This is a genomic window from Kaistella flava (ex Peng et al. 2021), assembly GCF_015191005.1.
GTDB lineage: Bacteria > Bacteroidota > Bacteroidia > Flavobacteriales > Weeksellaceae > Kaistella > Kaistella flava.
The window spans coordinates 3,410,835-3,428,696 of record NZ_CP040442.1 but is presented as its reverse complement, the minus strand read 5'-3'; the positions used below and the strand labels follow the sequence as shown (position 1 = coordinate 3,428,696).

Here is a 17,862-nt window from a genome sequence, read left to right as displayed (position 1 = left end):
GTTCGTTTAACAAAGTTAACTATATGTCATCATCAAGCATTTCGATTAATAGTTTCCAATCCAAAAAAAACGATTAGTAATCGATAAACACAAAAAAACCGCAGTAACACTAAGTTTACTGCGGTTTTGCAATTATTTGTAATCGTTGATTATTACTATTTACTTAACTTCTTCAAAAATAACGGGTACTGAAAATCAAATGTTTATGATTTTATGGTACAAATAAGGTATTGAATACTACATGGATTTTTAACTAAAAACATCTAATCTACTACTAATCATCGCTTTATAATTTTCTTGATTTTCTGAAGTTAAAAATGATTTTTCGATTAAAGTCAACATCTTTTTTTCTCCTTTTTTCAATCTTTTGAATGAATTGCTAATTTGTTTTTCAGTAAGATTAAATTTCAACCCTAACTGAATAAAATCCTTTTTAGTTAATCTGCTTTTTTTACCTGCAAGAGTTAAGGCAGTTTCCTCGTTATCTTCTGGTAAATGCAAATGTACATTCAACAAATCATAAGCGGGTGAAAATTCCCAATTTTCATTATTTTTAATTAAAGAGAAGTTTTTGAGATGCATATCATTATTTCCGGTGATGTATGAAAATAGTACTACCTCATAAAATCGCAGTATATCTAACAAAGTATTAGAGGAATATTCGGTAATTGCTTTTCCAATTTTTTCTAAAGAACTGCGATATTTATCGAATGCTTCTGTAATTTGAAACATATCTTGCATGTGAATTTTTTCACCATTTTCTTTGCGATCAATTCTTTTGGTGATGTAAGAAAGTTCGCCCGATTTCAAACGAATCAAAGAAGAAGGAACGGTAGAAATCGCAAAAATTTCTGCCATCTTCATAGTCAAATGTTCGTTTTCCGGCATTTCTGGAAATGTTTTATTTTGAGGTTTGAGAATATAATTTCCTCCTAACGCACCTACAACTGTTAATCTACCTTTACTGCCATTTTGCAAAACGTCTTTAATAAAGCCCAAAGATAATTTCGGCTGAACACCTGGAACTGCAATAGAGCTTTCCACGATATCTTGGGCTAATTCTTCCATCTCGTCAATGGTGTAATTTAATTTAGGCGCTACGTTTGTTCCAAAAAATTTTAAACTGCAAGCAGAATGAAAATCTTCTTCAGAGTCTAGTTCTTCATAACAAAATAAACATTTTTTAAGCATTTTGGTCTTCATTTATTGGTTGAACACTTACCGCACCGATGCAGTTTTGACAACATGCTAAAAGCAATCCCATTCTGTCGTTCTTATTAATCTTCCAACTTTCTGCAGCAATTTCTAACAGCCAACCTTCCGGAATAAGTCCTTCAAAGAATGGAAAAAGCCGTTTATCTTTATAAACTTTTTCTGAAACTGGCATCGAAAAAGTAATCTCTTGATTGGGGAATTTTTGACTGTAGTTTTTATCGTACACAAAAGTGTATTCGCCGTCCGGTGTTTCTGTGATTATTCCCGCTAAATCGTTTTGATAGAAAACTTTTCCTTGTCTCATTTCTCAATTTCCTTTAAGATTAATGGTGCTAATTTATTACCAAACATCAAAAGTACTTGGTTCACCTTTGCTAAACTTAAATTCTCCTTTCCCTGCTCTATTTTCCTAACTACGGTCAAAGCAACACCAGCTCTTTCAGCAAATTCCTGCTGTGTAAGATTGGCTTCTTTGCGTTTATCTTTGGTAAATTGCGCTAAATTTTTATACATTTTTATATGCTTTTGCAAGTATTTAGCACAAATGTATGAAATTATATGTAAATGCGTATATTAATAATTAAAGAGTATATTTTATATGTTATGTGATATAAAAGACTTGAAATTGTTAGAGTAAGTTTTAAGAGAATATTCTATGTGAAAAAGCGAACCCCTGTTCGGTTTTCAAATTTTTACAACTTTTTAAATGTTAATACGTTACATCACTATTTTCTAATTATTTTGTCGCAAATATTGGATATATTTGCGACAAAACGTTTTCTTATTTGTATATCCAGTCCAATAGCAGTAAATTTGATAATCAAATTTACTGCTATTGGACACTTTAAATTTGTTTGCTTATTCCGATTCAACACACTTATCACCAATCGTTTATCAGTTTCCATTTTATCGGGTTTACTCGAAGCGATGAACATAAAATCTTCAGCATATTAAAAATAGATGATTCCATTTTGTTCAGCCAAATGTCCAACAGATTGTATATCTGAACCAAAATTTAATCCAACTTTTATTTCTGTAATCATTTTTTGCTGCCTCTTTTTTTAGTGATATTATCCTCTGATTTTAGAACATCATCAATTGATTTAAAATTGGGCTTAATTGGTTTTAAAACGTTAATTATTTCCTCCAAACCTCCTACTACAGAAAGTATTTTTAAAAATGAATCTAAAGAAATTAGACCTTTCTGCTCAAATTTCCTCAATGTAGATAAAGGAACGCCTGATCTTTCTGACAATCCTTCTTGTGTAAGCTCCATCAATAATCGCCGTTCACGAATATTTTGAACCAATTTTTTTTGCGTTTTTGCTAAAGAAATAAATACCATTATAGTAGTAATTAAATAGTTATATTGTTAATAATTAACATTATAGTATTACAAATGCACATAGAATTTCGAACTTGTAAGAAATCATTACAAGTTGCATTTTCGTTAAGTTCCTCTTCTTTAAAAATACTTTTTCCTTTAATAGCAAAGTGTTGAGTGGTTTGTGCAAAATTTGCACAAACCACATTTTCATCTAATTCATTTTCAATAAAAACATTTTATATATGCCTTCCAATAACTATTCTGTCTTTCACAAACAGTTCAGCAATTTGTGATTTCGTAAGCCAAACCGTTCCCTACTCAAATTGTACATTTATTTAAGTACAGCCATCATTAGTATGATGAATTTTTATTTGTTTTTAAATGTCCGCAATTTAAAAAATGCAATGTAAATATCGGTTTTCTTCAATTTATATAAAGTTTAGTAGAAAATACTATTACAATTTTTTGAACTTGTGTTGTTTTTGCACAAGTTGAACCAATCGTTATTTTCCTTTTGTAGCAAAAATATTATGTGGCGAGTCGGAAATCCCGACATACCACTTCTTCTACAAGTTCTCCTTCAGTAAACACATTATTTATATGTTCAGTAATTGTAGTTCTATCTCTTTCAAACAGTTCTGCCATTTGTGCCTGTATAAGCAAAACCGTTTCCTTCTCAAACTGCACATTTATTCGAGTGGAACCATCATTGGCTTGATATATTTCTATTGGACTTTGTATATCCATCGGTTATGATTTCGCTCTAAATATCAGTATAATTTTCCGCACTTTAATAGTTTTGAATCAGTTAAATTTGTAATACGGCTACAAAATTTTGTAAGAAACTTTTCTAGTCTCATAAATCAATATCTTTAATTGATGCAGGAACTAATTTGCTGCCAAACATATAAAGAACTTTGGTTCGCTTTTGCCAAACTTAAATTTAACTTTCCTTGTTCTATTTTCCGAACCACTGTTAAAGCAACACCTACTTTTTCAGCAAATTCTTGTTGGGTAAGATTGGCTTCTTTACGTTTATCTTTTCTTGAGAATTACTTACTTGTTTTCCTTTATCTAATTCTTTAACACTAATATGTTGATTCTAAACTTCATAAGCTCTTCTCATAAACGTTTAAAATTATCTTAATTAAAATTTGAATGTACTTATTTTCAATTTTACTAAGCTCATCAACCAATGTAATATAATGTTCTTTAAACAAACGTAATTTACCGACAGAAAGGGCGTGTAGAAACTCCAACAATGCCTCTCCTTGATATTCGTCACGATGTTTGGCAAAAGTTTTTAGAAGCATTAACATATCTTCAGAATTTTTACGACTAAATGAATAGTTTAGTTCATCATTTTTTGCTGCTCGAAGAATTGCAGCTTGAATAACACCATCATTGAAACGATTAAAAATAAATGGATCAAGTAAATTTTTCACAAAATTAGTTTGATAAAGACCGTCAACTCTATTATTTCTCATATTGTTTAAAACACAAGAAATAGTAAAATAGACATCCGACTGAGATACATTTCCAAAATAATCATTACTATTAAAGAAAGCTGAATTTTTTCGGATTTTCAACTCATTTCCTGAAATGTCAGGATAAAAGATTTTTTCTGAGCCCCCTTTGAATTCCTTATTTGAAAAGTTAGTTATTGTTGTTATTCTGTCTTTTATAAAACTAGATGGTTCATTCAAACCTTCTTGAATTTCTCTCAAATGGTCTAACTCGATTTCCCAAGGTGTTTGGAAATTAGAATTATCACAATTAATAGTTTCTATTTCGACAAATGAACTATTTTCGGCTCCATACAACCCATATTTAATATTACTTTTAAGCTCTTTATGCTTGTCAGAATCACTAATTCTATTGATTCCAACAAAGTAGATAAGCCGGATATTATTGTAGTTTCTGAAAAACCTACTTAAATAAAGTAAGTTTTTTCCATTTGTGATACAAGAGGCCACAATCAAAATGGAGCCAGATTCGTCTTCAAGAATCTTTTTATCAGCTAGTTCCGAGTGATTTATAACTTCAATAGAATTCTTAGAAAAGCATTTTGTCTTTTCTAAGATATACTTTGCTAATAACTCTGAACCCTTATCGTTTAAATGAATAATATATTTTAATGATGCTGGTACATATTGATTAACAAATGCATCTATCTTATTTTTGTGATTTTCATATTGCTTCTTTTCAATATTTTTAATAATATTCTCGTAATCAATATACAAGTTGTATTTTTTTCTGTTAATAGTATCTTCACTAAAAGAAACTTTTAAAGAAGTACCTGTTTCCTCATTATATTTGAATACCTCCACAAAATCTTTCAAGGACTTTGATATATATTTACTTGCAACAATATTCCTACTATTTATAATAGGTTCGTCCAAACTGAAGGAATCACCAACTATCTTGATTGCAGTCGATTGATTCTCACAAAATGAACATTTTTCGCCTGCTTTGAATTGCTTATAAATTTCTAATCCGTAACTAAATTTTTCATTCCGTTCTAAATTACAAAGCACTCTTTCTAGAGAAAGATTTGAAGCTTTTTCTATGGGTAGATAGTAAAGGATACAAACATTTTTCGAGTCTATTTCTGGATGATTTTCTTTCAAATAATGAACTAAACCTCCCGAAGTGGATGCAGATATTAAAAAAATAGAATCTTTATAGAATCTTGTATTTTTACTAAATATACCATCGTAAGATTTAAAAGATTCTATATTAAAATCGTCTCTGTTCTCATATCTTTTCAGGTATTGCCCCATAGAATACCCAATTACATTTATCGATAATGTGTCACAATAAATATTTTTAATTTCGGCGTATTTAAATAAATGCAAAAGATTTAATCCAATAAAATCAATTTCATTTTTTTGCACTAATACATTTGCTGTTCTTAAAAATTTGGTTGAATGTTTTCCTGATGGAAAAACATAATGATGAGAAACACCATTACTTTCTACTAGGCCTCCATTTGATATAAAAATATTTGCTAATCCTTGATTAACTATTTCCTTAAAATTTTCTCTCAGAAAGCTATCTTTCTTTGAAAAGATAAAATCTAATTTATTGTAGCCAACATAAAAAATACTCTCTACAAGTGAATTTTCTTCTGCTTTCGGAATACTTCTAAATATCTTATCAAGATTATCTTTCAAGTGGGAATCTATTGAAGAAACAGTAGAACAATGAAGAAAAACAAGAGCATTCGTTTGATGGAAATCTCGAAAATGTTCCGTTAATTCATTTTTTAAAGCGCCAAAATCAAATTCGATATTTGGATTAAATATTATTGTAGCACTCTTATATTTTTTATCTTCAATATTTGAGTTGAAAATGTAGAATTTCCCCATTATCTATTGCTTTTAAATGGATATAGAATACTGATATAAGAACCTCTCGATTTAGTGATATTATCTGTTTTGAAATTATCATTATTCCAATCTTCAAGCTTCAAATCCTTTAGTTTTTCTACGTCAATAGGTTTGTAATTATCTTTTATTAAATCCCTATAAACACAATACTTATCAGTTGAAATTCTCACAAAACCTTTTTTATTTAATATGTTTAAAATACGGTCTAATCCTATACCTTTCTTCGATTTAAGGTTAGAGGTGGAAGAAGTTTGATTTTTTACAAGACATTTTTTAATAACCTCTAAATCAGTTAAATCTTCTTTTTGAATAAATTTATCGATAAATCCTACTCCAGAATCAAATACAAGAATTTCTAAATAATAAATTTGATTTTGATCATTTATACAGTTTTCTAAAATAAATGGGTGTTGAAAAAAAGATTGAATAGGTGTTTCCTCAAACTCTTCCAATATTTTTTTACTATTATTTATATGAAATCTAAAATAAACTCCACGTATACTCGCTGGGATCTCAATTAAATTTTGGTCTGTTTTGCCCCATTCGTAAGTGTTTTTTGTTAACTCATAAACTATTGCACCAATATCTTCGATAAGGTTCTCAATCTCGACTTTATTGCTTTTATTAAAGGTCAAAACATACTCATTAAAAATTTTCTTCACACTATATTTAATTTGATCCTCATCATCATTGAAGCCATCAGGATTTTCAAGTAATCTGATTAAACCCTTGTTTTTTGAAAGATGATCCGTATTAGTCAAAATATACTTATTGCCCTTTATCCTAGCTAACGAATTCATTTTTATGAAAAATTCATTTTGCTTTTCTCTTAAGCTATCTTTAATATTTACATTATTTTTATCAGTGAAATTTGATGTATTCCACAATAATGAAATTATAGGATAAGCATACTCTTGATCATAAAAACTGATTAGATTTTCATTATCTACATCTAGCATTAATGTCTGGATTTTTGATTTACTATTTAACGTTATAATAAACTTCAACAAATCTCCCAATAATCCAAAGGTATATTTGTTTAATGAACCTGGAATTTTAAGATGTATATTGCTCACACCCTGGTTATTTATATATTTTTTATATAAATCCTCCACTTTATTTGGAGTGATATTTTTATGTATTGTTATTTCAGTCATTGATTTCTTATTAAATGATACTTAATTTACAGATTAAAAGGAGGATTTGTTATTATAAAATTAACGAGCCTGTCTACTGTAGTCTCATACCAATTTATTGCAGGGGCAAAAAGTCCAGAAGAATGTCTTCTTGTAACCCGTGCCAAAGGAATTTCAAACACATTTACATCTGTAGGATTTATCTTTATTGTGGTAAAGAAATAACCTCTTTCCCAATCAATATCTCTTACACTACTTATAATAATATCAATTATTTTATCACTACTATGCTTAATGATAAAATCTCTTAAATTATTTATAGCTGCTGCATCATCGCTTGGTGAGCTTACTATAACATATTGACTTTGTCCTTTTACAATTCTACGCAATAGAATTAAAAAATCTGTTCCTCCTACTGGAGGAAATATACCATCAGCAATTGTAAATGAAAATGGTGTAGATAGTAACAAGTTTGTTAATCTTGTGACTGTTGAAGTTTTACCTGAATCAGGCTGACCCCCAAATAATAGAAAATTCATAGTGGTTATTAGTTTTTTATTAATAGTTAAATTAGCTTGAAATTACTCGTAAGTCAATTCCTCCTTCTTTCTTTAGATGATTTGCTGTAACTCCCAATAAATTTAAAATTGACGGTGTTGCAGTTACTTTAGAAAATCCTGGCTGAACAATATAAATTTGAAATTTCAATTCTTTCTTCCATTTGGCTTCAAAAAGTAATTTTTCTAATAATTCTATATCTCCCTTTCTAATTCGGGTTTGTCCAATTTTTTGTTTTTTATCTTCTCTTTTTATTAAATGATTGAAGAGTTCTACATTCTCTTTATATTTCCAAATCAAAGATTTTTGTGTTTGACCGCAAACTTCATAGAAGTTCTTAATCTCACCTGACACTAATCCGTTCGTAGCAAATTTCAAATGAAATAAATCAATAATAATTTCATTTTCATTATTTTTAATTGCAACAATATCTGCTATTTCTCCTTTATTGTCATCATTAAAAATTAAATCATAATAATTTTCCTGAATTAATTTTTCAATGGAATGAAACTGAATTGAATTGGTATTTAAATTCGAAAATCCCTCAGATTCACTATTTAAATTAACTCCATTCCAATCCCAAGTTTCAATTTCATCTGTGGGAAAATCAAGTATTTGCTCATTAAATTTGACGTAATCATTTCCTTGCAAAAATGCTCCATCGTGAAACCAAAATTTGGGTGGCAATTCATTAAAAAATTCAATTACTGAAAAATTTCTTGATCCCATTTTTACATTTGCATCAATAGTAGAAGTCTTTACTATACTAAAACTATATAATTTACTACCATTTACAGTAGTTTCATTTAAATTTAATTGAAAAGCAATACTCTCATTTTCAGTGTCTAAAGAGAAGCACAACGGATTATCATTATCAGGATTAAAAGTATTGAGCTCCAAAGTTGATAAATCACACTCGATTCCGTTAATTGTAAAAACAACTTTATCTTCGATTGTTTTATAGATTTCGTGATGCCAATCTACTGAAATTGGATAAGCATTTGGTCTCACGGAAATCCTAACTGGTTTTATCGAGTTTTTAAATAAAATATTGTTAGGATCAATTTCATGGTTTGCCAATTTAACTGCTATTCCGTCACACCAATCCAAGAACTGATTTATTGTTCCTCTAGAATATGACCAGATTCTTCCTTTTCTTGAACATCCTATTGAAGTCATATTTCCATCCTCAAACCCAACGCCAAAAACATTGTTGTTAATACCTGACTTTTCTTCAGCCAGAGAAAGTCCTTCTTGTACACCTTTTCCATAATAAGACTGGAAAGTGATATCTTTTCCAAGACCTTTTCTTAGCCCTAAGTTAAAAAGTCGAACCCGGTCAATATTATAAAATGTTTTGAAGACCTCTTCATCTTTTATTAGTAGAGAGCTTTCACCAATAACAGCATTTGCTAATTCTTTATAAAGACTTCCTTTATCTGAGGAATGTATAAATAGTAAATTTTTTGATTGCTCCCAGTAAATTATATAAATATCCCATTCGATATTATAAACGTCTTTAAAACTACCCCAGTCAACAGGTTTTTTATTTCCTAGAAAAACAATCAATGCCTTTTTCTCTCTATTCAAATCGAAAAATTTGTAATCATAATTTTCATATCCTTTTATGCCTTTCTTAAAGTTCATTGGATGCCAACCCTCTGTTTGATTTTGATAAACCACCGAACTAAAGGCTGGACGGACTTCTTGAAATGGAATTAGTGATTCATCCAAGTGACTAAATCCTGCTAAAAATTCTTGTAGGTCTATTTGTTCCTGAGTAGCTTGTAAGCTTAAAGTTGGTAATATGGAATTCCAATTCGATTCTTTTGCGTAAAGTAAACTTAGTTCATCACTTAAAGTTGGCTGATGAAGATTTGCAATAAAACTCGCTTTACCTAAATTATTATCTTTATTCGTACGTGTAAACCTACCTGCAAATTGCAAAGTTATTGGCAAGCTCTTTCTTACATCGTGGAATGCTGCAATTTTCAATTCAGGCAAGTCAAATCCCTCTCCAAGCATATCAACACAAACAATGATCCTATGTTGTTTATCTACTATATTTTGTTTAATATTTGATTGACCCTTTAGATTAGAATATATTTTAACAGGATTTAAGTCTGCATATTGTGAGTAGATTTCAAAAACGTCATCTGCACGATATTTATCCTCACATCTCGCCATCAAGATATGTTCATAACCATTTGCTAGATCTTCTCTTAATTTATTTACAGCTGTTTCTGCAATTTTGACATCTGCGATTTTTTGATCATATTCTCTTATAGGAATAAAATCAATTTCTTTAAAATAACCTTGCTCTTGTGCCTCCCGAAGAGTAAAATTATATATAATTTTTCCATCGAGAAGCTGCCCATCATTTCTATATGGTGTTGCTGTAAAAAGCACCACTTTATTTTTATCAAAAGATTTGATGAATTTATTCCAGCTTTTGGCTTTTGAGTGATGCGCTTCATCAACAAATAAATGTGAACACTTTTCAGTTAATGTGCTTTTCTGTTGAATTGACATTGATGTCAATAAATCCATTGTAGAAACTATTACATTGCATTTGTCAATAAATTGATTTAGCTCTCCTTCATTGCTAAAACCTGTATTTAGTATTCCTACTTTTGGATATTTAGCAGAAGTATTTACAATTGAATTTCCTTCACCATCAAGTTTTTTCAACCAACCTAAATCACAAAATTTTCCGGCTAATTGACTTCTTAGAGCATCAGATGGTACGGTAACTAAAAGCTTACTACATCTATTAGCTATTAATACGGATAGCATTGTTTCCGTTTTACCAGTTCCCGTTGGTAGTACAACTGTTGCAATTTCAGTAGCATTTGTCAAATGTCCTAAAATAGAATGAATTGCACCAATCTGTGGTTTACGCAATCCTATTGTATTACTTTCAATATCTTCCTCTTTAAAATTGAATGTGTTTTTCCAGGAATTCACTACAGCACCTGATAAATTATCAATATTATCAGGATGTTTCAACCATTTAAGAAATTTAATATTTCCGCTTTCAGCATCTGTTTTAAGGAAACTTTTAGATAACAGTACAAAACCTTTATCTTTGGGGATATCATTTTTATCAGTTGTAACATAGTACTCGACATTATTATTATCCTTTAAAATAACTTTTCCTCTTTGAAATGACACCAAGCAAAAATCTTTTTCTATAGTTTCAGAGATTAAATGAATTATAAGGTTTTTTTTCGCTGTACTTCCTAATCTTTCTTCCCTTTGTAATTTGGGTAATTTAAATTTCATTGATGTTTTTAGTTTTTCTTAAATATACTATAATTCAATCATTTTGACAATTTATCAAAATGATTATACTATTTTTTTAACATTTATAAAATTAGCTTTTCAAAGCTTAACTATTGTTAAAGTTTTCAATATATTCGTATTTATAAAAAAATCCCTCAAAAGAGGCAGTAAATTTGTAGTATAATTTTAAAAGTTGACCATTATCTACGAAAAGATTTTAATACTGTCAGGTGAAAACATTTGACGATTATTCACAACCAAAAGATAATCATTGTTGGACTCTTCGTCTTTTTTTTTAAACATCCAAAATTTTCTTCCTCCAGCATCAACTGCATTTTGTGCAAATTCGAAAATAGCTTGTCCATCTTTAGCCATATCTAAAAACTATTTCAGCTTCTTTTAATACCATTTTGTGGAGTACTAATTCCATCTGTATCTCCAAAATATATATCAATCCATCCTTTAACTATTCTCAAATTTGGAACAAAAAAAAATCACTATAAAGTTTTCATTTTTATCGGACTTTCTTCCGATTTCATTTTTGTATATACTTCTATACTGTTGGATATTTTTAATTTCTATTGGAATTAGCTTTATTGTAACAGAGGGGAAAATGAATTATCACAACCTTTGAATTTATATCATTGGAACACATTAAATTAAAAGATTTCATTTAGAAAAATATTTTTTTTTTTGTTGCTGATCTATTGGTTTTACAAATTACATTTTTGCTTTTAAAAAAAATTTAGGTAATTCATAAAAGATTAGTTTTAGTTAAATGATAATTTAGAGCGTATGGCGAAAACGCTTTACGACTATTGGTTTGCACAGTTTGATTTCCCAAATGAAAATGCAAATCCCTATAAATCAAGTGGTGGAGAAATGGTTTATAATGAAGTTTTGAAGAGAATGATTCCGATTGGTTGGGACGTGAAAAGCTTACATCAAATTGCTACTACCGGATCTGGAGGTACCCCAAAATCTACGATAAAAGAATATTATGAAAATGGAATTATACCTTGGGTAAATAGCGGTGAGTTAAACAATCCTTTTATTATTTCAACTGAAAATTTCATTACTGATTTCGGAATGAAAAACTCTAGTGCTAAACTTTTTCCATCAAATACTATTTTAATGGCAATGTATGGCGCTACTGCAGGTAAAACAAGTGTTATTTCGTTTGAAGCTTCAACAAATCAAGCTATATGTGCAATTATGCCTAAATCTAATAATTTGTTTCATTACACCAAATTCGTTCTTGATGATATGTATCAATACTTAATAAATTTGAGCACTGGTTCCGCAAGAGATAATCTTTCACAAGACAAAATAAAAAACTTAGATATAGTAATTCCAAAAGAGGAAATTCTTATATCTTTTTCTTCTCAAATTTTATTTTATTATAGAAAAATAGAAAATAACCTCAAAGAAAATCAACAACTTAGCAATTTACGTGACTGGCTTTTACCAATGCTGATGAACGGACAAGTAAAAGTAGAGTGATTTTGTAAGATAAATTATCATTTAGCGCACAAGTTTAGCTATTTTTGTTTTGCATTTCTTTGCGGCTTGAAAATTTTAAAAAAAATTAGCCCCAATGAAGGAATTAGTGAAACAAGAAATTATGAATGCAATGAATACCGTTTTGAATTTTCAACAGATCATGATGCTGGAAAAGGTGATTCATCAAAGTTTTCACAATGTAGAAATTACTATACCAAATAAAGAAAATCAAAACTTTACAGACAATAACAAATCTATTCTCAGTCTATTTATTTCTTCTAAAAAAGTAGAAGGATGCTCCGAAAAATCATTAAAATATTATTTATCAACAATTGATACTTTACTTCAAAAACTCAAAAAAAACATTACCGAAATTTCCACCAATGATTTAAGATTTTACCTTTCCGATTATCAGGAAATAAAAAAATCAAGTAAAGTAACGATAGATAACATCAGAAGAATATTTTCTAGCTTTTTTTCTTGGCTTGAAGATGAAGATTACATCCTGAAAAGTCCTGTGAGAAGAATTCACAAAATAAAAACGCCTAGAATTATTAAAGAAGTTCTAAGTGATGAGGAAATAGAAGTTTTGCGAGACAATTGCAAAGAAATCAGAGATTTAACTTTAATTGAAATACTCATTTCAACAGGAATAAGAGTTGGGGAATTGGTGAAAATTAATCGAAATGATATTAATTTTCACGAACGCTCTTGTATTGTGACCGGAAAAGGAGATAAGGAACGGGAAGTTTATTTTGATGCAAGAAGTAAAATTCATTTAAAACAATACCTAAAAGCACGGACTGATAACAACGAAGCTCTTTTTGTCTCGCTGTCAAAACCACATCAACGCCTTTCTATTGGTGGCGTAGAAAATGTATTGCGGAAATTGGGGCTTAAAACCAATATTAATAAAGTACATCCTCATAAATTCAGAAGAACTTTAGCCACAATGGCAATTGACAAAGGGATGCCCATTGAGCAGGTTCAAAAATTATTGGGACACGTAAAAATTGATACCACAATGCATTACGCAATGGTGAATCAAGCAAATGTAAAAATTGCGCATCGAAAATTTATAAGTTAATGACGAAAGAATACATACTAAAAGATCTACTTAAAATAAAAAACGGTAAAGACCATAAAACTATCCCAAATGGAAATATTCCGATTTTTGGGAGTGGTGGAATTATGCGATTCGGAAACCAATTTATTTATGACAAACCAAGTATTCTACTGCCAAGAAAAGGAACTTTACCTAATATACAATTTTCAAAAATTCCTTTTTGGACAGTTGACACCATTTATTATACTCAAATAAATGCATTGATTGCAGAACCTTATTTTCTGTATAACTACCTGAAAATATTAAATTTAGAAAACTTAAACACTGGAACAGCAGTTCCAAGTATGACTTTTGAAAGTTATTACAATTTAAAAATCCAATTGCCTAATCTTGATGTTCAAAAGAAAATTGCCAATATCTTGGGAGACATTGACAATAAAATTGATTTGAACAACCAGCTAAATGATAATTTAGAGCGTATGGCGAAAACGCTTTACGACTATTGGTTTGTACAGTTTGATTTCCCAGATGAAAATGGAAAACCTTATAAATCAAGCGGTGGTGAAATGGTTTTTAATGATGTTTTGAAAAGGAAGGTTCCGATTGGTTGGGAAGTAAAAAGGTTATATCAAATTGCGAATATAACAATGGGGCAATCTCCGTCTGGAACATCTTACAATGTAGACGAAAAGGGTATGATCTTTTTTCAAGGTTCTACAGATTTTGGGTGGAGATTCCCGACAAACAGAATTTATACAACAGAACCAACTAGATTTTCATTTAAAGATGATATTTTGCTAAGTGTAAGAGCGCCGATTGGCACGATGAATATTTCTTCGTGTGATTGTTGTATTGGCCGAGGTTTAGCAGCATTAAATAGTAAAGAAGGTTACAATTCCTATTTAATATATCAAATGAATTATTTCAAAAAGAAATTCGATTATCTAAATTCCGTAGGAACAACTTTTGGATCATTAACTAAAGATGATTTGTATAATTTGCAATTAATTTACCCATCAAATAATATCTTATTAAAATTTGATAAAATCGTATCAAATTTTGATAAAAAAATTAAAATAAATTCAACACAAAACCAGCAACTTAATAACTTACGAGATTGGCTTCTACCAATGCTGATGAACGGACAAGTAAAAGTAGAGTGATTTTGTAAGATAAATTATCATTTAGCTTATTATTGAGCTCAATTTTATCATCTAAACTTGACAGAACAGAAGCTATTTTTTGTTGGGTTACAAAATCTGGAAAAACTATTTCTAGTCGCTTAAAGTTAGTCGTCGCTTGAGCTAACGCAGGGACTCCAACATGACTTTTGAATGACAATAGTTTTTTCTGACCATATTCTGAATGAAATAAATAGACAATAAAAGCAGTGTGAATCTTTTTATCGTTAAATCTAACTCGAAATTGGCTTTGTGAAATAACATATCTTTCATATTTAGAGTTTTCTGGAATAAAAGAAATTTGCCCAAGTGTACCTCGATGTGTTATCACAATATCACCTCTTTTTGCAATTGCTTTTCTAAATGTATTTGCTTTTTCCTCACTTACATATTTGAAAGAATTTTCTGATAGTCTATATCCCGTTAAATTTGATCCATTTAAAACAGGCACTCCAATATCAATGAAATTATCAATTTTAATATCCGACCCAAATGGTCCCATCGAAATTTCATCGATCAATGTAGAAAGTTGTATCTCATTATCCATCCTTCAATCTTTTTTTACGTTCTTCAACCATTTTATCAAAATCTGATTGATAGATTTTATCTTGTATGGTTTTAAATTTTTCATATTCGCTTTCTGCCACTTTCTTTGCTACAATCGCAGTTATTTTTCCGGCATCTTTTAATATATCATATTCATTAAAAGATAGGAAGGCATCTAAACGACTGATCCAACTGGTCATTTTCATTTCTTTTTGTCGGCGCGCCATATTTTCTGCGAAATCAAGATACATTGTTACTACTCGATTCAACTCGATAAGTTCTGCTTCATTTAGGTAATTTTTGGCAACCGAAACATCAGTTTTTAAAATCTTTCCGCCCTTTTTCTCATTTTTCCAAGAAGTTAATCCCATATTCGTATTTTGAGAATTGGCTCTTAGCTTTATAAGTTCCGCTGCTGTATGATGGTGAATTGCCCAATGTAATTTATTTTGAACCGTGGCGTAAAACTCTTGTGTAATGGGTGATTGTGCATCATAATCTATAGATGTAGCATAAATATCTGTGATTTTTTGATAGAACAATCTTTCGCTGGATCTAATATCACGAATGCGTTCCAATAGCTCCTCAAAATAATCTTTACCAAAAAGTTTGTTACCTTGTTTTAATCGGTCATCATCTAAGACAAAACCTTTTATGAGATATTCTTTTAAAATTGATGTTGCCCACTTTCTAAATTGTGTAGCCTGCAAAGAATTTACACGGTAACCAACAGCAATTATGAAATCGAGATTATAAAATTCAATTTCACGGTTTACTTCACGATTACCTTCCGTTTGAACTGTTCGGATTTTCCGAACAGTTGACGCTCGCTCCAATTCATTGGTATCAAATATATTAGTTGTATGTTCACTAATTGTTGATTTAGTAACACTAAATATTTCACCAATCGCTTTTTGCGAAGCCCAAATAGTTTCGGTATCATTGTCAACAACGACTTGTACTTGCACAGTTCCATCTTGCGACTGATAGAAAATAAAATTAGATTGATTTTCAGGATTGTTTATCATTACTAATTGAATTTCAAATTTTTCAAATTCTCCTGTATTTTCTTTTCCAAATCAGCACCTTCTGCAAAAAGAGATTGTAAATTATTTTCAAATTCATTCATCTTTTCTGAAAATTCTTCAGCAGTAATGTCCACATATTCAATCTTTACTTCGAAATATTGTCCAGCCGAGAAAGAATAATTTTTTGCTGAAATTTCTTCTTTGCTTACTACAACAGATAAATCTTCAACTGCAATTTTCTGATTGAATGTATCAATAATTTTAGCTTCTTCTTCGGGCTTTAAAACGGTTCGCTGATTCTTACCTTCTTTTACGGTTTCTCCCAATTTAGAAGCATCCATCAATACGATGTGTTGATTGTCTGCTTTTTTATCCAACAATAAAACGGAAACGTTTGTACCTGTACTTGCAAAAATATTACTAGGCATACTTACGACGCCACGAAGCCAACCATTTTCTATCAAACGTTCTCTAATTTTCTTTTCAATTCCAGATTGAGCCGTAATAAAACCTGTTGGAACTACAATTGCTGCCTTTCCGTTATCGCTCAAACTGTACATAATATGCTGAATGAATAAGAGATAAATTGACATTGATTCTTTTTTGCTTTTCGGAATATTGGGAATTCCTGCAAAGAATCTTTTCTTGAAAATATCTTTATCTAAATCGGCGTGGAAATCTGAAAAATCTAATTTAAAAGGCGGATTAGAAACAATATATTCAAATTTTGTATCCAAATACGAAGGTAATGCAATCGTATTGGTCTTGATAATATTCGGAATAGAGTGCGTCAGGTTATTCAAAACTAAATTTAAACGCAACATATTACTCGACTTTTGCGATATATCTTCGGAATAAATGGTGCAATTTTCTTCGCCAATTTCGTGGGCTAAACTCATCAGCAAGGTTCCAGATCCTGCACTTGGATCGTAGCATTTCACCCCTTTTACTGGTTCTGGAACTAAAATTTGAGCCATAATACGAGCAACTGAATGTGGCGTGTAATATTCGGCATATTTACCACCAGAATCGGTATTGTAATCCTTTATTAAATATTCAAAAATAGTAGCAAAGAAATCGTATTTCTGTTCAAACATTTCTTCGAATGAAAATTCAAATAATTTATTGATCAACGCTTTTGCATAAGCATCACGTTGGGAAGAATCTGAAATAAACTGCGTAAGCTCATCAAACAAAGTATCTTTTGCACCTGTAAAAGATTTTACAGAAAAAACATCAGCATTTTCAATCGAAACCTGGCGTAAAGTATCATCAAATAACTTCGCAAAATCGCTATCATTTTGTTTTACAAACAAATGCGAAATCAAATGTTCGGGTTGCAATCTTGGAATGTTTGGATCTAGTGCATCTATTAAATCTGAATAATTATCTTCAGAAAGTGCTTTTAAGGCAATAGAAAAATTCTCGGCTTCTGCCAATTTCGGCATTTCCTTTTTTACGGCATAACGAAATTTATCGTTTAAAAATTTATAAAGAAATACCTGCGTTATGATTTTAAATTCGTTTCCATCATTTCCTAAACCATAGTTGGCACAAACACTTTTCAGGTTGTCAATCAACGATTTGGTTTTGGTCATAAAATTAATATCCTGCGTCATTTTATT

16 protein-coding genes and 1 pseudogene are annotated in these 17,862 nt (G+C 30.1%); 3 read left to right on the top strand and 14 right to left on the bottom strand.

The window, feature by feature from the left end:
* Nucleotides 1–249: 249 nt before the first annotated feature.
* The 11 genes and pseudogenes from Q73A0000_RS15530 to Q73A0000_RS15480 all read right to left on the bottom strand — a co-directional run bounded on the left by Q73A0000_RS15530 (nucleotide 250) and on the right by Q73A0000_RS15480 (nucleotide 11,288).
* The gene (locus tag Q73A0000_RS15530) at nucleotides 250–1,191 is read right to left on the bottom strand and encodes a HipA domain-containing protein (RefSeq protein WP_193811829.1); all 942 of its coding nucleotides are present in this window, start codon (nucleotides 1,189–1,191) and stop codon (nucleotides 250–252) included.
* On the bottom strand, nucleotides 1,184–1,519 hold the full coding sequence (locus Q73A0000_RS15525; protein WP_193811828.1) for a HipA N-terminal domain-containing protein: 336 nt from the start codon (nucleotides 1,517–1,519) through the stop codon (nucleotides 1,184–1,186). The genes Q73A0000_RS15530 and Q73A0000_RS15525 overlap by 8 nt, the downstream gene beginning before the upstream one ends.
* Complete coding sequence (locus Q73A0000_RS15520) at nucleotides 1,516–1,728, bottom strand: helix-turn-helix domain-containing protein (RefSeq protein ID WP_193811827.1); 213 nt, start codon at nucleotides 1,726–1,728, stop codon at nucleotides 1,516–1,518. Before Q73A0000_RS15520 ends, Q73A0000_RS15525 begins: the two co-directional genes overlap by 4 nt.
* A gap of 526 nt (nucleotides 1,729–2,254) precedes the next feature.
* A complete protein-coding gene (locus Q73A0000_RS15515; RefSeq protein WP_244140760.1) occupies nucleotides 2,255–2,524 on the bottom strand; it encodes a helix-turn-helix domain-containing protein in 270 nt (89 codons plus the stop codon).
* Nucleotides 2,525–3,070: 546 nt separating this feature from the next.
* The gene (locus tag Q73A0000_RS15510; RefSeq protein ID WP_193811825.1) at nucleotides 3,071–3,289 is read right to left on the bottom strand and encodes a hypothetical protein; all 219 of its coding nucleotides are present in this window, start codon (nucleotides 3,287–3,289) and stop codon (nucleotides 3,071–3,073) included.
* A gap of 109 nt (nucleotides 3,290–3,398) precedes the next feature.
* Nucleotides 3,399–3,585: pseudogene (locus Q73A0000_RS15505) on the bottom strand (helix-turn-helix domain-containing protein); the annotation flags it as partial.
* A gap of 66 nt (nucleotides 3,586–3,651) precedes the next feature.
* Nucleotides 3,652–5,913 carry a hypothetical protein gene (locus Q73A0000_RS15500; RefSeq protein ID WP_193811824.1) on the bottom strand — a complete coding sequence of 754 codons (2,262 nt, stop codon included), beginning with the start codon at nucleotides 5,911–5,913 and terminating at the stop codon, nucleotides 3,652–3,654.
* On the bottom strand, nucleotides 5,913–7,091 hold the full coding sequence (locus Q73A0000_RS15495; RefSeq protein WP_193811823.1) for a hypothetical protein: 1,179 nt from the start codon (nucleotides 7,089–7,091) through the stop codon (nucleotides 5,913–5,915). Before Q73A0000_RS15495 ends, Q73A0000_RS15500 begins: the two co-directional genes overlap by 1 nt.
* A 26-nt stretch (nucleotides 7,092–7,117) precedes the next feature.
* Entirely contained in the window at nucleotides 7,118–7,609 is a 492-nt protein-coding gene (locus Q73A0000_RS15490) for a hypothetical protein (protein WP_193811822.1), read from the bottom strand.
* A gap of 31 nt (nucleotides 7,610–7,640) precedes the next feature.
* The gene (locus Q73A0000_RS15485) at nucleotides 7,641–10,913 is read right to left on the bottom strand and encodes a DEAD/DEAH box helicase (RefSeq protein WP_193811821.1); all 3,273 of its coding nucleotides are present in this window, start codon (nucleotides 10,911–10,913) and stop codon (nucleotides 7,641–7,643) included.
* 204 nt (nucleotides 10,914–11,117) lie between these two features.
* Nucleotides 11,118–11,288 carry a hypothetical protein gene (locus tag Q73A0000_RS15480; RefSeq protein ID WP_193811820.1) on the bottom strand — a complete coding sequence of 57 codons (171 nt, stop codon included), beginning with the start codon at nucleotides 11,286–11,288 and terminating at the stop codon, nucleotides 11,118–11,120.
* 420 nt (nucleotides 11,289–11,708) lie between these two features.
* On the opposite strand from Q73A0000_RS15480, the gene Q73A0000_RS15475 reads away from it, so the two are divergent.
* The 3 genes from Q73A0000_RS15475 (at nucleotide 11,709) to Q73A0000_RS15465 (ending at nucleotide 14,645) form a co-directional block, all read left to right on the top strand.
* Complete coding sequence (locus tag Q73A0000_RS15475; RefSeq protein WP_193811819.1) at nucleotides 11,709–12,416, top strand: restriction endonuclease subunit S; 708 nt, start codon at nucleotides 11,709–11,711, stop codon at nucleotides 12,414–12,416.
* A gap of 94 nt (nucleotides 12,417–12,510) precedes the next feature.
* The gene (gene xerA / locus Q73A0000_RS15470; protein WP_193811818.1) at nucleotides 12,511–13,503 is read left to right on the top strand and encodes a site-specific tyrosine recombinase/integron integrase; all 993 of its coding nucleotides are present in this window, start codon (nucleotides 12,511–12,513) and stop codon (nucleotides 13,501–13,503) included.
* The gene (locus Q73A0000_RS15465; RefSeq protein WP_193811817.1) at nucleotides 13,503–14,645 is read left to right on the top strand and encodes a restriction endonuclease subunit S; all 1,143 of its coding nucleotides are present in this window, start codon (nucleotides 13,503–13,505) and stop codon (nucleotides 14,643–14,645) included. The genes xerA and Q73A0000_RS15465 overlap by 1 nt, the downstream gene beginning before the upstream one ends.
* Here the strand turns inward: Q73A0000_RS15465 and Q73A0000_RS15460 are convergent.
* Genes Q73A0000_RS15460 through Q73A0000_RS15450 form a run of 3 tightly spaced genes read right to left on the bottom strand, consistent with a single transcriptional unit; the run spans nucleotide 14,584 to nucleotide 17,856 of the window.
* The gene (locus Q73A0000_RS15460) at nucleotides 14,584–15,210 is read right to left on the bottom strand and encodes a restriction endonuclease subunit S (protein ID WP_193811816.1); all 627 of its coding nucleotides are present in this window, start codon (nucleotides 15,208–15,210) and stop codon (nucleotides 14,584–14,586) included. The two genes, Q73A0000_RS15465 and Q73A0000_RS15460, sit on opposite strands and share 62 nt — an antisense overlap.
* Complete coding sequence (locus Q73A0000_RS15455; RefSeq protein WP_193811815.1) at nucleotides 15,203–16,237, bottom strand: virulence RhuM family protein; 1,035 nt, start codon at nucleotides 16,235–16,237, stop codon at nucleotides 15,203–15,205. Before Q73A0000_RS15455 ends, Q73A0000_RS15460 begins: the two co-directional genes overlap by 8 nt.
* Before the next feature lie 2 nt (nucleotides 16,238–16,239).
* Nucleotides 16,240–17,856, bottom strand: coding sequence for a class I SAM-dependent DNA methyltransferase (locus tag Q73A0000_RS15450; protein WP_193811814.1), 1,617 nt, complete (start codon nucleotides 17,854–17,856; stop codon nucleotides 16,240–16,242).
* Nucleotides 17,857–17,862: the final 6 nt, after the last annotated feature.

Coding starts and splice junctions, on each gene's coding strand:
- Q73A0000_RS15495 (WP_193811823.1), bottom strand. CDS start 7,091: ATGACTGAAATAACAATACATAAAAATATCACTCCAAATAAAGTGGAG.
- Q73A0000_RS15520 (WP_193811827.1), bottom strand. CDS start 1,728: ATGTATAAAAATTTAGCGCAATTTACCAAAGATAAACGCAAAGAAGCC.
- Q73A0000_RS15480 (WP_193811820.1), bottom strand. CDS start 11,288: ATGGCTAAAGATGGACAAGCTATTTTCGAATTTGCACAAAATGCAGTT.
- Q73A0000_RS15485 (WP_193811821.1), bottom strand. CDS start 10,913: ATGAAATTTAAATTACCCAAATTACAAAGGGAAGAAAGATTAGGAAGT.
- Q73A0000_RS15490 (WP_193811822.1), bottom strand. CDS start 7,609: ATGAATTTTCTATTATTTGGGGGTCAGCCTGATTCAGGTAAAACTTCA.
- Q73A0000_RS15465 (WP_193811817.1), top strand. CDS start 13,503: ATGACGAAAGAATACATACTAAAAGATCTACTTAAAATAAAAAACGGT.
- Q73A0000_RS15510 (WP_193811825.1), bottom strand. CDS start 3,289: ATGGATATACAAAGTCCAATAGAAATATATCAAGCCAATGATGGTTCC.
- Q73A0000_RS15525 (WP_193811828.1), bottom strand. CDS start 1,519: ATGAGACAAGGAAAAGTTTTCTATCAAAACGATTTAGCGGGAATAATC.
- xerA (WP_193811818.1), top strand. CDS start 12,511: ATGAAGGAATTAGTGAAACAAGAAATTATGAATGCAATGAATACCGTT.
- Q73A0000_RS15450 (WP_193811814.1), bottom strand. CDS start 17,856: ATGACGCAGGATATTAATTTTATGACCAAAACCAAATCGTTGATTGAC.
- Q73A0000_RS15500 (WP_193811824.1), bottom strand. CDS start 5,913: ATGGGGAAATTCTACATTTTCAACTCAAATATTGAAGATAAAAAATAT.
- Q73A0000_RS15455 (WP_193811815.1), bottom strand. CDS start 16,237: ATGATAAACAATCCTGAAAATCAATCTAATTTTATTTTCTATCAGTCG.
- Q73A0000_RS15475 (WP_193811819.1), top strand. CDS start 11,709: ATGGCGAAAACGCTTTACGACTATTGGTTTGCACAGTTTGATTTCCCA.
- Q73A0000_RS15460 (WP_193811816.1), bottom strand. CDS start 15,210: ATGGATAATGAGATACAACTTTCTACATTGATCGATGAAATTTCGATG.
- Q73A0000_RS15530 (WP_193811829.1), bottom strand. CDS start 1,191: ATGCTTAAAAAATGTTTATTTTGTTATGAAGAACTAGACTCTGAAGAA.